This window comes from Devosia soli (assembly GCF_000970455.1).
GTDB lineage: Bacteria > Pseudomonadota > Alphaproteobacteria > Rhizobiales > Devosiaceae > Devosia > Devosia soli.
In genome coordinates, this window is record NZ_LAJG01000023.1 from 57965 (window position 1) to 72247 (window position 14283).

The 14283-nt window shown below is 61.1% G+C and carries 12 protein-coding genes; 7 read left to right on the forward strand and 5 right to left on the reverse strand.

All coding sequences use genetic code 11. From position 1 onward, the window contains the following. Positions 1-76: 76 nt before the first annotated feature. Entirely contained in the window at positions 77-1585 is a 1509-nt protein-coding gene (trpE, locus tag VW35_RS12580; RefSeq protein WP_046143424.1) for an anthranilate synthase component I, read from the reverse strand. Between the two features lie 30 nt (positions 1586-1615). Beyond that, on the reverse strand, positions 1616-3487 hold the full coding sequence (locus tag VW35_RS12585) for a peptidylprolyl isomerase (RefSeq protein WP_083982745.1): 1872 nt from the start codon (positions 3485-3487) through the stop codon (positions 1616-1618). Between the two features lie 120 nt (positions 3488-3607). Between VW35_RS12585 and tpiA the strand changes: the two genes are divergently transcribed. The 4 genes from tpiA to VW35_RS21015 all read left to right on the forward strand — a co-directional run bounded on the left by tpiA (position 3608) and on the right by VW35_RS21015 (position 7125). Next, positions 3608-4363: a triose-phosphate isomerase gene (tpiA, locus tag VW35_RS12590; RefSeq protein ID WP_046143426.1), complete on the forward strand. Its 756-nt coding sequence runs from the start codon at positions 3608-3610 to the stop codon at positions 4361-4363. 121 nt (positions 4364-4484) lie between these two features. Beyond that, a complete protein-coding gene (secG, locus tag VW35_RS12595) occupies positions 4485-5051 on the forward strand; it encodes a preprotein translocase subunit SecG (protein WP_046143427.1) in 567 nt (188 codons plus the stop codon). 113 nt (positions 5052-5164) lie between these two features. Beyond that, complete coding sequence (locus tag VW35_RS12600; RefSeq protein WP_046143428.1) at positions 5165-6793, forward strand: CTP synthase; 1629 nt, start codon at positions 5165-5167, stop codon at positions 6791-6793. Between the two features lie 155 nt (positions 6794-6948). Then, positions 6949-7125, forward strand: a complete 177-nt coding sequence (locus VW35_RS21015) for a DUF4169 family protein (RefSeq protein WP_083982747.1) — start codon at positions 6949-6951, stop codon at positions 7123-7125. A gap of 123 nt (positions 7126-7248) precedes the next feature. Here VW35_RS21015 and VW35_RS12605 read toward each other — a convergent pair whose 3' ends face one another. After that, positions 7249-8259, reverse strand: a complete 1011-nt coding sequence (locus tag VW35_RS12605) for a serine hydrolase domain-containing protein (RefSeq protein WP_046143429.1) — start codon at positions 8257-8259, stop codon at positions 7249-7251. Positions 8260-8459: 200 nt separating this feature from the next. Between VW35_RS12605 and VW35_RS12610 the strand changes: the two genes are divergently transcribed. From VW35_RS12610 to eno, 3 genes are all read left to right on the forward strand, one after another. Further along, positions 8460-9749 (forward strand): MFS transporter, encoded by a 1290-nt coding sequence (locus VW35_RS12610; protein WP_425283773.1) that lies wholly within the window; start codon positions 8460-8462, stop codon positions 9747-9749. A gap of 90 nt (positions 9750-9839) precedes the next feature. Further along, on the forward strand, positions 9840-10793 hold the full coding sequence (locus VW35_RS12615) for an NAD-dependent epimerase/dehydratase family protein (RefSeq protein WP_046143593.1): 954 nt from the start codon (positions 9840-9842) through the stop codon (positions 10791-10793). A 93-nt stretch (positions 10794-10886) separates the two neighbouring features. Next, the gene (eno, locus tag VW35_RS12620) at positions 10887-12164 is read left to right on the forward strand and encodes a phosphopyruvate hydratase (RefSeq protein ID WP_046143430.1); all 1278 of its coding nucleotides are present in this window, start codon (positions 10887-10889) and stop codon (positions 12162-12164) included. Between the two features lie 230 nt (positions 12165-12394). Here the strand turns inward: eno and VW35_RS12625 are convergent, their stop codons facing one another. Further along, positions 12395-12577 (reverse strand): CsbD family protein, encoded by a 183-nt coding sequence (locus VW35_RS12625; RefSeq protein WP_046143431.1) that lies wholly within the window; start codon positions 12575-12577, stop codon positions 12395-12397. Positions 12578-12667: 90 nt separating this feature from the next. Then, on the reverse strand, positions 12668-14143 hold the full coding sequence (locus VW35_RS12630) for an AMP nucleosidase (RefSeq protein WP_046143432.1): 1476 nt from the start codon (positions 14141-14143) through the stop codon (positions 12668-12670). Positions 14144-14283: the final 140 nt, after the last annotated feature.

The window sequence follows — 14283 nt, forward strand, 5'->3', positions numbered from 1 at the left end:
GCCTGTCCTCAAGAGTTCGGTTCTGGTGAAAGCGTTCAGAACCAACCCCGCCATCGCAATAATTTCGCACGCACGCTCACTGTCCCACTCCCGCTTCGCCGGCATAGCGTAGCGCTTCTTCTGCCGCGCTGAAAAGGGCACGCGCCTTGTTCTCGCATTCGAGCTGTTCGAGTTCGCGCACACTGTCGGCGACGATTCCGGCGCCCGACTGCACATAAAGCTTGCCGTCCTTGACGATCCCTGTGCGCAAGACGATGCAGGTATCCATGGTGCCATCGGCGCCAAAATACCCCACGCAACCGCCATAAATCCCGCGCCGCGATTTTTCGAGTTCGTCGATGATCTCCATCGCCCGCACCTTCGGCGCACCCGAAACCGTCCCCGCCGGAAACCCGGCCGAAAGCGCATCGACAAAGTCATATTGCGGATCGAGCTTGCCGACCACGTTCGAGACGATGTGCATCACGTGGCTATAATATTCGAGGAAGAACTTGTCGGTCACCTTCACCGAACCGGTCTCAGCCACCCGACCGACGTCATTTCGGCCCAAATCCAGCAGCATCAGATGCTCGGCCAGTTCCTTGGGGTCGCTCAAGAGCTCCGCCGCCAGTTCCTGATCCCGCGTCGGCGTCGCCCCACGTTTTCGCGTTCCTGCAATGGGGCGGATTGTAACCTCCCCGTTCTGCACCCGGACCAGGATTTCCGGGCTCGACCCCGCCACGGCAAAGTCGCCGAAATCGAGGAAATACATATAGGGGCTCGGATTGGTCCGGCGCAGCGCCCGGTAAAGCGCCGTTGGCGGCAAGGTAAAGTCGGCCGAAAAGCGCTGGCTCAACACCACCTGGAAAATATCGCCAGCCGCGATATAGTCTTTGGCCCGCGCTACCATCTCGAAATATTCTTCGCGCGAGGTATTGCTGGTCACCGCAATGGATTCGAGATTGACGAGGGCCGGGGTTGCCGGCAGCGTCCGTCCGAGGCGCTCAATCGCATCGTCGATCCGCGCCTCCGCCGCCTCCAGCGCCTGCCGCGCCGAAACCCCGTCCCGCACATAGACGGGCGCCGTCAGGTAGAGCTCGTCCTTGACCGTATCAAAGATCGCCAACAGAGACGGACGCATTAACACCGCTTCCGGGGTATGCAGGTCGTCCGGATTGCCGTTGGGCAACGCCTCCATGTAGCGGACCATCTCATAGCCGAGATAGCCATAGATCCCCGCCGATTGCGGTGGCAGTCCCGCCGGGACCTCGATCTGGCTCTCCGCTACCAGCGTTCGCAGTGCGTCGAGCGGCTTCTCGCTCATCGCCTCGAAAGCATTGGCATCAAGCTGGGCCTGCCGATTAACCTTGGCCGCTCCGTCCTCGACCCTCACGATCAGGTCCGGAAGCAGCCCGATGATCGAATAGCGCCCGCGCACCGTGCCATCCTGCACGCTTTCGAGCAAAAACGAATGCGTCCGCCCCTCGGCGAGCTTGAGATACGTGCCGATCGGCGTTTCAAGATCGGCCACGATACGACGCCAGACGATCTGCGATTTGCCGGCTTGGTATTGCTCTGCAAAACGCGTGGAAAAATCGTCGCCCATCGTGGTCCGTTCCGTTGGTGGGTGAGGCCTTTATTGGCCGAAGTTGAGAGTGAGCAGTTGCTGCAGCGCCTGCTGGTTGATCTTGAGGCCCACATCGTCGCGTATGGCACCGACAAAATCGCTATAGAGCCCTTGCTGCGCTTCGCCCTGGAGGTTGTCAGCTGCTGCCGTTTCAAGCGGTTCCGTCGGCACGGTATTGTCGACGACCTGATAGACCATGTAGTCGCCGGAACCGCTCACGACCGAGCCGTGATGCTCCGGCCCGCCATTGAATGCCGCTTGCGCCACCACATTGTCGATCGAGCCGTCATCCGAGCCGAAGCGCGAGAACGGCGGCGAAATCTGCGGGAAGAGGTTGAGCGACATTGCAACATCGGCGAGCGGAGTGCCGCTGTCGAGCTGGGCGACGATTTCCTCACTCTTGGCAAGCAGCGCATTGTTCGTGCGTTCCGTCGTCATCGCGGTCGTCACTTCGGTGCGCACTTCGTCGAGCGTCTGGTCACGTGCCTCCGCCACATCGAGCAGATCGAAGAACACATGGGCATTGCCCGTCAGCGGGATCGATGGCGTCAGCTGGCCCTCGGTCGCCTTGAAGATTGCCTGGCTGATCTTGGTGCGGTCTTCCGGCTGCAGGTTCGGCACCACATCGAGCTGATTTCCGCCGGCGGTCACGTCGGCTTCGTAAAGCTGCAGGCCGAACCGCTGGGCGATTTCCGAGAGCGGCCGGAACGCGGCGCGTAGCTCTTCGATCTGGTCGAGCACGTCGTTGATTTCGGTGCGCGCCTGCGCAGTGCCGAGTGCGGTGACGATCTGCTGGCGTGCTTCTTCGAGTGTAGGCTGGCCGGTGGCTTCGATAGCCGAGACGTGGACGGCCCGCTTGCCGGCGACGCCGTCGATGATCGTCGTGCCACCCTCTGGCAGTGCAAAAGCCGCATTGGCCAGCGCCGTATCCGTCACTTGCGCCCGCGTCAGCGTGCCAACTTCGGTCGCGGTGAGGCCGGTTTCGGTGAGGAGCGTGGCAAAATCTTTGCCCGCCGCAACCCCGGCTTCGAATGCTGCCTGCTGCTCGGCATTCAGCACCACCTGCTGGATCGTCCGCTTTTCCGGTGTCGTCAGCGTATCCTTGATCCGCTCATATTCAGCGGAGATCTCTTCGTCGGTAAAAGTCTTGCTTGCCGCGAGCGAAGCCAGGGACAGGTCCAGAACCTGAACCTTGCGCGTTTCGACGGTCCGGAATTCGGCCTGGTGCTCGGTCAGATAGGCAGCGAGCTCTTCTTCTGTCGGCGCAGCGGGCGTTTCGATATTGGCGTCGGTCAGCGTGATATAGTCGATCGTTCGCTGGGTGCCGACATAATCGTTGATGAGTGTCTTGGCGACATCGGGCAGGGGGCTTTCGGCAAAGAGCGTGCCCATCAGCTGCTCGCGCTTGGCTTCCTCGCCGCGCGTCTGGAAATATTCCGCTTCTGTCCAGCCGCTGGCCTGCAATACCTGGTCGAACACGGACGGATCGAAATTGCCGAGCGTCCCCTGGAACGACGGATCGGTCCGCAACATCTGGCTCAGCTTATCCTCGGATACACCCAGCCCCATTTGATTGGCGAGCACGTTCATCGCCTCGCCTTCGGAAAGGTTGAGCAGCACGAAGGTCGGCAGGCCCATGGATTCGGCTTCGGCGACCGTCGGCACGCGCCCGAGCTGCTGGGCAAGCCGGCTCGTCTGGCTCTGGTATGCGCGCAGGAATTCACGCGAGGTGATTTCCTGATCGCCCACGCGCGCAACGGTATTGCTTCCCAGATCGGTGATCACATTGTTGATGCCAAAGCCGGCTATACCAACGAGCAGAAACGCTCCCATGATCTTCCCGGGCCAGGATTTTGCAAAGCCTCGCAAACCATCGAGCATTTCGAGCGTTCCGTTTTGGGCCTGAGGCTTTACCGCAAGGTTCGCCTGAGACTAGAAGACATACCGACTGCCGGGGTTAGGGCAAAGCCCACTTTGGCGCAAGAGGCAGGAGTAGCAAGATTGACGACCATCTCACCGCTGATCGCCGGAAACTGGAAGATGAACGGGCTTTCACAGTCGCTCGAGGAGTTGACTGAACTGGCCCAATTGCTGACCACCGGTGAGGCGCCACGAGCCGTAGTCGTGGTCTGCCCACCCGCCACTCTTCTTTCCGCCGTCGCCGCTCAAGGCGCCTCGAGCGGCATCATGGCCGGTGGCCAGGATTGCCATACAGAAGCCTCCGGCGCGCACACGGGCGATATTTCCGCCTATATGCTGGCCGATGCCGGCGCCCAGTTTGTCATCCTTGGACACTCCGAGCGTCGAGCCAGCCATCGCGAAACCGACGACTTGGTGCGCGCAAAGGCAGAGGCGGCCATGGGCGCCGGCCTCAAGCCAATCATCTGTGTTGGCGAAACAGAAGAAGAGCGCGACGCCGGTCGCGCTGAAGCCGTCGTAGCCGGCCAGCTCGCCGGATCTATCCCCGATGCGGCAAGCCAGCACGAAGTCATCGTTGCCTATGAACCCGTCTGGGCTATCGGCACCGGTCGCACCCCGAGCAATGACGATATAGCCAAGATGCATGCGAGCATCCGCCAGGCGCTTGTCGAACGGTTCGGTGAGGAAAAGGGCAATTCGATCCGCATTCTTTATGGTGGCTCGATGAAGCCTCTTAATGCGCGTGAGATTCTTGCCATTGATAACGTCAATGGCGGCCTCGTTGGCGGCGCCAGCCTCTTGGCAAAAGACTTTTACACCATTATCTCCGCCGTATAGCCGAACGGCATTCGCATTAGCCGAGCTGTTGTCGCGAATTTCGCGGCAACGCTCTGGCCTTTGCCGTTTTAGGCGTGTATGACGCCGCATCTTTTATGACTGACGCGAAGACCAAGACCTCATGGCGAACGTCCTTATTGTTGTCTATCTGCTGATCGTTGTGGCGCTGATTGCCGTCATCCTCGTCCAGCGCTCCGAAGGTGGCGCGCTTGGCATCGGTGGTGGTGGCGGTGGTGGCCTGATGACGGCGCGTGGCTCGGCAAACCTGCTGACTCGCACGACGGCAATTCTGGCAACCCTGTTTTTCGCCACGGCCATTGGCCTTACGGTCCTCAGCGAACTCGATCGCGGCACCTCGAGCATTCTCGATCGTGCAACGACCACCGAAGATGGCGCCCAGCCGTCCAACGTTCTCGACGCGCTGAACGCCCTCCAGGGCGATACGACTTCCGATCTTCCGGTTCCGGCCGACGCCCAGACCCCCGCAACCTCGACTCCGGCGCCGTCGACGACGACTACACCCGCTGCTCCTGCCACCACGGCACCGGCAGCGACGACTCCGGAATCGACCAGCGACCTGCCTGTCCCGTCCGCTCCGGCAACGCCCGAGGCACCGTCCGAAACGACGACCCCGAGCGCGGCCCCCGCGACCGAAAATCAGCAGCCGGCTCCAACGACCGGCAACTAAGACGCCGAAAGGCGAAGCCGAAAAAGGGGATGGAAACATCCCCTTCTTCTTTTTGTGTGGAGCGCATGCAGCGTCTCTGCGAATCGTTTTTGATGTGCTTATGGTGATCGCCCATGGCTCGGTACGTTTTCATCACCGGAGGCGTGGTTTCCTCCCTTGGCAAAGGTTTGGCTTCAGCGGCGCTCGGCGCTGTGCTGCAGGCGCGTGGCTATAAGGTCCGCCTGAGAAAGCTCGACCCCTATCTCAACGTGGACCCAGGCACGATGTCGCCCACTCAGCACGGCGAGGTCTTCGTGACCGACGATGGTGCCGAGACCGATCTCGACCTCGGCCACTATGAGCGCTTCACGGGCCGTGCGGCCAACAAGCGCGACAACATTACCTCGGGCCGGATCTATTCCGACCTCCTGGCCAAGGAGCGCAAGGGCGAGTTTCTCGGCGCCACCGTGCAGGTCATTCCGCACGTCACCGACTCGATCAAGAATTTCGTGCTCGAAGGCAATGAGGACTACGATTTCGTGCTCGTCGAAATCGGTGGCACCGTCGGCGACATCGAGGCCCTGCCATTCTTCGAGGCCATCCGCCAGCTTGGCAACGATCTGCCGCGCAACCACACCTGCTATCTCCACCTCACCCTGATGCCCTATATTCCATCGGCCGGTGAGCTGAAGACCAAGCCGACCCAGCACTCCGTCAAGGAGCTCCGCTCCATCGGTATCGCTCCGGACGTCCTGCTCGTCCGCTGCGATCGTCCGATTCCAGAAGGCGAAAAGAAGAAGCTCTCGCTTTTCTGCAACGTGCGTGAATCCGCCGTGATTCAGGGCCTCGACGTCGCCTCGATCTACGATGTGCCGCTCGCCTATCATAACGAAGGCCTCGACCGCGAAATCCTTGCCGCCCTCGGCATCACTGACGCGCCCGAGCCCGATATGTCCGCTTGGGACGAAGTCTCCCGCCGCTATCACAACCCGGAAGGCGAAGTGAATATCGCCATCGTCGGCAAATATACCGGCCTCAAGGACGCTTATAAGTCGCTGTCCGAAGCCCTGACTCATGGCGGCATCGCCAACAAGGTCAAGGTGAACTTGCAGTGGATCGACTCGGAAGTGTTCGAGCGCGACGACCCGGCGCCATACCTGGAACATGTCCATGGCATCCTCGTGCCCGGCGGTTTTGGTGAGCGCGGCTCAGCCGGCAAGATCGAAGCGGCACGCTTCGCCCGCGTTAAGGACGTGCCTTATTTCGGCATCTGCTTCGGCATGCAGATGGCCTGCATCGAGGCAGCCCGCAATACGGCCGGCATCAAGAATGCTTCTTCCACCGAGTTCGGCCCGACCAAGGAACCGATCGTTGGCATGATGACCGAATGGGTCAAGGGCAACGACACCGAGACCCGCGATGCCTCCGGCAATCTCGGCGGCACCCTGCGCCTCGGCGCTTACCCCGCCCAACTCACGCGCGGCTCCCGCGTTGCCGACATCTACGGCTCGACCCGCATCTCCGAGCGCCATCGTCACCGCTACGAGGTGAACATGGACTATCGCAAACTCCTCGAAAAGAACGGTCTCCTGTTCTCCGGCGTCTCGCCCGACGGCAAGCTGCCCGAAATCGTCGAACGCACCGACCACCCATGGTTCATCGGCGTCCAGTTCCACCCCGAACTGAAATCCAAGCCGTTCGAACCACATCCCCTGTTCACGAGCTTCATCGCCGCCGCGATGGATCAGAGCAGGCTCGTTTAAACTATCTTGCGGAAGCCGCTTGAACTGGCAGTTCGAGCGCCGCATCTTCGGCCATCGTCACCACCGGGCTCGTCCCGGTGGTCTATCGAGCCCGTCTGTACTGCCGGGCAGCCCCGGTATGACCATTCCAGTGGTCGAGAATTCGGAGAGGATCAATGGCTGAAATCATCAATCTCCGCAGCGCCCGCAAGGCCAAGGCCCGCACCGAAAAAGAAGCGGCGGCCGAAGCCAACCGCATCAAGTTCGGCCGCACCAAAGCCGAAAAACAAAAGTCCGCCGCCGAAAAGCTGCTCGCTGACAAAAAACTCGACAGTCACAAGCGCGAAGACTGAACGCTTGGCGCGTTCACTTTATTCTTCTCCCCATGGGAGAGACGAGCCTGCCCGGGACTTGATCCGGGGTGGCCGAAGACCGGATGGGGTGATTTTGTGTCAAGGCAACGCCGGGCCTGAACCTTAACCCTTCTGCTCCTCACCCCGCACTGCCTCAATAATCTCCCCCAACAGCGCATGCAGCGCATCGCGATGCCCGTTGCCGGCCGAAGGCGAATTCTCGTCGGACGTCATCACCACGGTCAAATCGAGGCTCGGCACGATATAGAGCATCTGCCCGCCATAGCCCCAGGCATAGCGCACGTCCTCGCCGCCGATTTCGCGCAGGAACCACCCATAGCCATAACCGTCCCCGGTAAACCGGGAACTGGTCCGTGCCGTCCAGGATTGCTCCACCCAATCTGCACTTAAAACGCGCGACCCATCCGGCGCCAGCCCACCCGTCCTGTATACCTCGCCAAACGCCAGCAGGCTCCGCGGGCTCATCGCCATCTGGTTGCCGCCGAGATAGATCCCCTGCGGATCCCGCTCCCAGCCGCCAATCCCAAAATCATCCACCGAGCCAAACCACTCCCGCGCCAGCGCCAGGCTCGATTCGCCGCCCGCCTTGGTCAGGATGGCGGAAAGCAAATGCGTCGATCCCGTCGAATAAAGCATCCGTCCGCCCGGATCGGTCTCGAATGGCTGGTCCAGCGCCGCGCGCACCCAGTTCCGGCTCGCAACCCAGCGCCCATAATTCGGCCCCGAGGTCGGCGCGAGTCCCGCCTGCATCGAAAGCAGATTGCCCACCGTCACGTCATTCAGACGCGGGTCCGCATCCTCGGGGAAATCATCGCTGAGAAAATCGGCAATCTTCTGGTCGACGCCCTCGATCAAACCCGTGTCGATCGCAATCCCGACCAGCGCCGAAACCACAGTTTTGCTCGCCGATTTGATATTGGTCGGATCGTCCACGCTGTTCCCAGCATAGCCGCGTTCGGCGATTACTTCGCCATCCACCGCCACCAACACCGTCTCGAGCGGCTCCAGCGTCTCGGCATCTTCAAGAATTGGGGCGAGGTCCACCTCCTGGCCAAAAGCAGAGAGAGGAAAGAGAAATGCGGCGGCGAGGAGGGCAGGGCGAATAAGGGTCATGCGCCAGTGTTTTCTTGCACTTGAGGCAAAAGTTGGGGAGCGCCGGCCTCGCTGCCCCAAATCCCCGTGATGCCGAAGGCAAAAATCCTTGCGCGCAACCGTACCCTGCGGTACTGCCGCAGCCAACGAGCACCATCGCGGTCGTTCGGGGATGGAGGCGCGCTGGCTCATAGCCTGATTGAAGAACACCCCGGAACACCATGACCATCGATATGCAAACGTCCACGGCTGCCCTGCCGCGGAATTCTGCCCGCCGCGTCCTTGCCGCGAGCATGATCGGCACCACGATCGAATTTTTCGACTTCTACATTTATGCGACCGCCGCGGTGATCGTTTTCCCGCAGCTCTTCTTCCCCTCGACCGATACCAATTCAGCGCTGCTCTCTTCGCTCGCCACCTTCGCCATTGCCTTCCTCGCCCGTCCCATCGGCGCCGCCTTCTTCGGCCATTTTGGCGATAAGGTCGGCCGCAAGGCGACCCTCGTCGCCGCGCTTCTCACCATGGGCATTTCCACCGTCCTGATCGGCGTCCTGCCGACCTATGGCCAGATCGGCATTTTCGCGCCGCTCTTGCTCGCGCTCTGCCGTTTGGGGCAGGGGCTTGGTCTTGGCGGTGAATGGGGCGGTGCCGTTCTCCTCGCCACCGAAAATGCCCCCGAGGGCAAGCGCGCCTGGTATGGCATGTTCCCGCAATTGGGCGCGCCGGTCGGCTTTTTCTTCGCGACCACTATTTTCCTTGTCCTCGCCCATTTCCTCGGCGATGAAGCCTTCATGGCCTGGGGCTGGCGCGTGCCGTTCCTCGCCAGCGCCGCGTTGGTGATCTTCGGCCTCTTCATCCGCCTCAAGATCACCGAAACCCCGGAATTCGCCAAGGCCATCGCCAAATCCGAGCGCGTCGAAGTCCCCTTCCTCGACGTCTTCAAGAGCCACAAGCTCAGCCTCGTCCTCGGTACCATGGCCGCGCTCGCCACCTTTGTGCTGTTTTACATCATGACGGTGTTTTCGCTGAGCTATGGCACGGGAACGCTCAAATATAGCCGCGAGGAATTCCTCATCCTGCAGATGGTTGGCGTCCTCTTCTTCGGCGCCTTCATTCCCATCGCCGCCGTCCTTGCCGATCGCTTCGGCATGCGCCCGGTCATGATCGGCGTGTCCATCGGCATCGGCATTTTCGGCCTCATCCTCGCGCCGCTTCTCGGCTCGGGCAATGTCTATGGCGTCCTCGGCTTCCTCTGCATCGGCTTTGCGCTTATGGGCATGACCTATGGCCCGCTCGGCACTGCTCTCGCCGCGCCATTCCCCACCGCCGTCCGCTACACCGGCGCCTCGCTCACCTTCAATCTCGGCGGCATTTTCGGCGCCAGCTTCGCGCCCTACATCGCCTCCTGGCTCGCCAGCACCTATGGCCTCCACACCGTCGGCTTTTACATGATCCTCGCCGCCGTCATCACCCTCGTCGCCTTCGGCTTCATTCGCCAGACGGCCGACTAGACGGTGCCAGCTAGACCGCTTGCCGGTTTGGCCATGGCCGTTCCTTATGCTAGGACCGTGCCGGCCAAATCGGCGGGAGGATTTTCCATCATGGCACGCGTCGTCGTCATAGGGGCCACTGGCCATATCGGAACCTATCTCGTCCCACGCCTCGTGCGTTTGGGCCATGAAGTCGTCGCCGTCACGCGCGGCACCTCAAAGCCCTATCTGCCCGACCCAGCCTGGTCGGAAGTCGAAAACATCACCCTCGATCGCGACACCCTGGAGCGCCAAGGCAGCTTTGGCTCGACCATCGCCAATCTCCAAGGCGATGTGGTCATCGACAATATCTGCTTCACTCTCGACAGCGCCCGCCAACTCACCGAGGCCCTAAAGGGCACGGTCCAGCATTTCCTTCACATCGGCACCATCTGGACCCACGGCCATTCCGAGGTCGTCCCAACCCCCGAAGACGTAACCAAGCGCCCCTTCGGCGACTATGGCATCCAGAAAGCCGCGATCGAAGCCTATCTGCTCGATCTCGCCCGCCGCGAAGTCTTCCCCGCGACCATCATTCATCCCGGCCACATCGTGGGGCAGGGCTGGGCGCCGCTCAATCCCGCCGGCCACTTCGATCTCGCCACCTTCGAAACCATCGCCCGCGGCGAAACGCTCGAACTACCCAATTTCGGCATGGAAACCATCCACCATATCCACGCCGACGACATTGCCGCGCTGCTGATCCTGGCCATGACCAATTGGAACGCCTCGGTCGGTGAGGCCTTTCACGCCGTCTCCCCTGGCGCCCTGACGCTGCGTCACTACGCCAGCGCGATGTATCGGTATTTCGGCCATCAGCCCAACCTCGCTTTCGCTCCTTGGGATGATTGGAAATCGCGCCAGACCGAACAAAGCGCCGCCGCCACATGGGAACACATCGCCCGCAGCCCCAATTGCTCTATCGAAAAGGGCAAGCGCCTCCTCGGCTACGCCCCACGCTCCTCCCTCGCCGCCGTTGAAGACGCCCTCGGCTGGCTCATCGCCAACGGCAAGATCAAAGCCTGACGCGCCAGTATTTTTGCGCGCCCCTCTTTCCTCTGTCACACGGCGCGTCTAGACAGGCTCCACACCGCGAAAACTGCCCCGAAGGGAATTTCCATGTCATCCATCATCCATGTCCAGGGTCGCCAGGTTTACGATAGCCGCGGCAATCCCACAGTCGAAGTCGATGTGGTTCTGGATGACGGCAGCTTCGGCCGCGCCGCTGTGCCCTCCGGCGCCTCGACCGGCGCGCATGAAGCCGTCGAACTGCGCGATGGCGGCAAGACCTACAATGGCAAGGGCGTCACTCAGGCGGTCGAAAACGTCAACACCGTCATCTTCGATGAAATCCAGGGCATGGATGCTCTCGATCAGCTCGGCATCGACCAGGCCATGATCGAACTCGACGGCACCTCCAACAAAGGCAAGCTCGGCGCCAACGCCATTCTTGGCGTCTCGCTCGCCGTCGCCAAGGCCGCCGCTGAATCGAGCGAACTGCCGCTCTACCGTTATATCGGCGGCCCGAACGCCCACGTTCTTCCCGTGCCGATGATGAACATCATCAATGGCGGCGAGCATGCCGACAATCCGATCGACATGCAGGAATTCATGATCCTGCCCGCCGGCGCGACCTCGATCGCCGACGCCGTCCGCATCGGTTCGGAAATCTTCCATACGCTGAAGAAGAACCTCTCCGCCGAAGGCCACAACACCAATGTGGGCGACGAAGGCGGTTTCGCGCCGAACCTCGGCTCGGCCGATGAGGCCCTCGGCTTCATCATGCGCTCGATCGAAAAGGCCGGTTACAAGCCCGGCGAGGACGTGTTCCTCGGCCTCGATTGCGCCGCCACCGAGTACTACAAGAACGGCAAGTACGAGATGGTCGGCGAAGGCAAGTCGCTCACCTCCGAAGAAAACGTCGCCTTCCTCGCCGATCTCGCCGCCCGTTACCCGATCATCACCATCGAAGACGGCATGGCCGAAGACGACTGGGATGGCTGGAAGGCCCTCACCGACGCCATCGGCAAGAAGGTGCAGCTCGTCGGCGACGATCTCTTCGTCACCAACACCCAGCGCCTCGTGTCGGGCATCAAGATGGGCGTCGCGAATTCGATCCTCGTCAAGGTCAACCAGATCGGTTCGCTCTCGGAAACCCTCGACGCCGTCGATACCGCGCACCGCGCCAGCTACACCTCAGTCATGTCGCACCGCTCGGGCGAAACCGAAGACTCGACCATCGCCGACCTCGCCGTCGCGCTCAACTGCGGCCAGATCAAGACCGGTTCCCTCAGCCGCTCCGACCGTATGGCCAAGTACAACCAGCTGATCCGCATCGAAGAACAGCTTGGCGGCTCCGCCAAATACGCCGGCTACTCGGTCGTCAAAGGCCGCTGATCGGTTTCTTGAAATGAAAAAAGCCCGGCGGAAACGCCGGGCTTTTTTTTGTTTTTGTCACGACCCCCACCTAACCTCCCCCTGCGAGGGGGAGGGACACATCGAGCGCGCACAATCGCCAGGCAACCACCAACAAATCCCTCCCCCTAACAGGGGGAGGCTAGGAGGGGGCAATGCCCAACAAAAAGGGCCGCGTTTCCGCGACCCCTTTTCAACCAGTCCTGTGGACCTTAGTGCTTCAGCGCGTCCCGCGCCTTGTCCTTGAACTCGCCGGACTTCTGCTGAACCTTGCCAGCAGCCTTGTCGGCCCTGCCTTCGGCTTCAAGTCGCTCGTTACCAGTGACGCGGCCTGCCGCTTCCTTCACTGCGCCCTTGATCTGATTACCAACGCCTTTAGCTTCGTCCTTGTGCATCTTTCGCTCCTATCGAAAGTGTTATGCATCAACAACGGACTAACCCAAGCTATGTTCCGGATCCGAACAAAGACGTGATTGAGACGGCTCCTACTGAAACGCCGTCTCTGCAAAGCTTCTTAGCTTCCGCGAATGCAGCCGCTCGGCAGGCTGATCCCGCAATATTTCCATAGCCCGCAGCCCGATCTGCAGATGCTTGTTCACCTGAGTGCGATAAAAATCCGACGCCATGCCCGGCAGCTTCAATTCGCCATGGAGCGGCTTGTCGGATACGCAGAGCAGTGTCCCATAGGGCACTCTGAACCGAAACCCGTTCGCCGCGATCGTCGCGCTTTCCATATCGAGCGCCACCGCGCGCGATTGGCTCAATTGCCGCACGATCTCCGTCTGGTCGCGCAATTCCCAGTTGCGATTATCGAAAGTCGCCACGGTCCCCGTGCGCATGATTTTCTTGGTCTCGATCCCCTCCGTCTGGGTAATCTCCTCGACCGCCTGTTCCAGCGCCACCTGCACTTCGGCCAGCGCCGGCACCGGAACGGTCAGCGGCAGATCGGCATCGAGCACATGGTCCTCACGCACATACGCATGCGCCAAGACATAATCACCGAGCTCCTGTGAGTTCCTAAGCCCGGCGCAATGCCCTAGCATGATCCAGGCATGCGGTCGAAGCACTGCGATATGGTCGGTGATCGTCTTCGCATTGCTCGGCCCTACGCCGATATTGACCATGGTGATGCCGCGCCCGCGGTCGCCCACCAGGTGATAGGCCGGCATTTGCGGCGCCCGCGGTGGCGGATTGCCCGTCACGCCGCCTCCGGTGAGCATATTGTCGGTCGCGACGTTCCCCGGTTCGATGAAGCGCTGATAGTGCGGGTGCTTCTCGCTCATCCACGCCTTCGCCACTCGGCAAAATTCGTCGATGTAGAACTGATAATTGGTGAAGATCACGAAATTCTGGAAATGCTCGGCAGCCGTGCCGGTGTAGTGCGCCAATCGGAACAGCGAATAATCGACGCGCGGCGCCGTAAAGGCCGAAAGCGGGTAGGGCCCACCACGCGGCGGCACATAAGTGCCATTGGCGATTTCGTCGTCCGTATTGGTCAGGTCCGGCGCATCGAACACATCGCGCAGCGGAATACCGAGCGCATTGAGCGCCGCCCCATCTACATGCTCATGCGGCGGCAGTGCGAAATGCAGCGGAATCGGCGTCTCGCTCTCACCAACATCGATCGTGCCGCCATGATTGCGCAGCAGCACCGTGAACTGTTCCTGGAAATAGGTTCGGAAAAGGTCCGGCGCCGTCACCGTCGTGCGGTAGATGCCCGGCGTATGAAGATACCCATAGGGCAGGGTACTCTCGTGCTTGGAATAGCTCGTCGAGCGCACTTCCACCTGCGGATAGCAAGCGCGCACCCGGCCTTCCGGCACCTCTCCCTTCGCCAGCCCATGCAGGTGGTCGCGGATGAAACCGCAATTGCGATGATAGATTTCGGCAATGCGCGCCCAGGCCGCTTCCGGATCGGTGAAACTTTGCGTTTCAAGGCGGGGCGGTGTGAGTGTCGTCATTGCACATCCTCATCTCGGCGCCTTGGATTCGCGCCGCTTTTAGCCGCTCACTATAGGCACCGCATGACAGCTTCTCAACGGAGCGAGCAGGTTGAGTATCCTCTTTCACACTTCGGTGAGCCGTACTTTTCTTGCCGCAT

What these genes read in the sequence shown, in the direction of transcription:
- trpE (WP_046143424.1), bottom strand. Translation starts at nt 1,585, where the DNA reads ATGGGCGACGATTTTTCCACGCGTTTTGCAGAGCAATACCAAGCCGGC.
- VW35_RS12585 (WP_083982745.1), bottom strand. Translation starts at nt 3,487, where the DNA reads ATGCTCGATGGTTTGCGAGGCTTTGCAAAATCCTGGCCCGGGAAGATC.
- secG (WP_046143427.1), top strand. Translation starts at nt 4,485, where the DNA reads ATGGCGAACGTCCTTATTGTTGTCTATCTGCTGATCGTTGTGGCGCTG.
- VW35_RS12600 (WP_046143428.1), top strand. Translation starts at nt 5,165, where the DNA reads ATGGCTCGGTACGTTTTCATCACCGGAGGCGTGGTTTCCTCCCTTGGC.
- VW35_RS21015 (WP_083982747.1), top strand. Translation starts at nt 6,949, where the DNA reads ATGGCTGAAATCATCAATCTCCGCAGCGCCCGCAAGGCCAAGGCCCGC.
- VW35_RS12605 (WP_046143429.1), bottom strand. Translation starts at nt 8,259, where the DNA reads ATGACCCTTATTCGCCCTGCCCTCCTCGCCGCCGCATTTCTCTTTCCT.
- VW35_RS12610 (WP_425283773.1), top strand. Translation starts at nt 8,460, where the DNA reads ATGACCATCGATATGCAAACGTCCACGGCTGCCCTGCCGCGGAATTCT.
- VW35_RS12615 (WP_046143593.1), top strand. Translation starts at nt 9,840, where the DNA reads ATGGCACGCGTCGTCGTCATAGGGGCCACTGGCCATATCGGAACCTAT.
- eno (WP_046143430.1), top strand. Translation starts at nt 10,887, where the DNA reads ATGTCATCCATCATCCATGTCCAGGGTCGCCAGGTTTACGATAGCCGC.
- VW35_RS12625 (WP_046143431.1), bottom strand. Translation starts at nt 12,577, where the DNA reads ATGCACAAGGACGAAGCTAAAGGCGTTGGTAATCAGATCAAGGGCGCA.
- VW35_RS12630 (WP_046143432.1), bottom strand. Translation starts at nt 14,143, where the DNA reads ATGACGACACTCACACCGCCCCGCCTTGAAACGCAAAGTTTCACCGAT.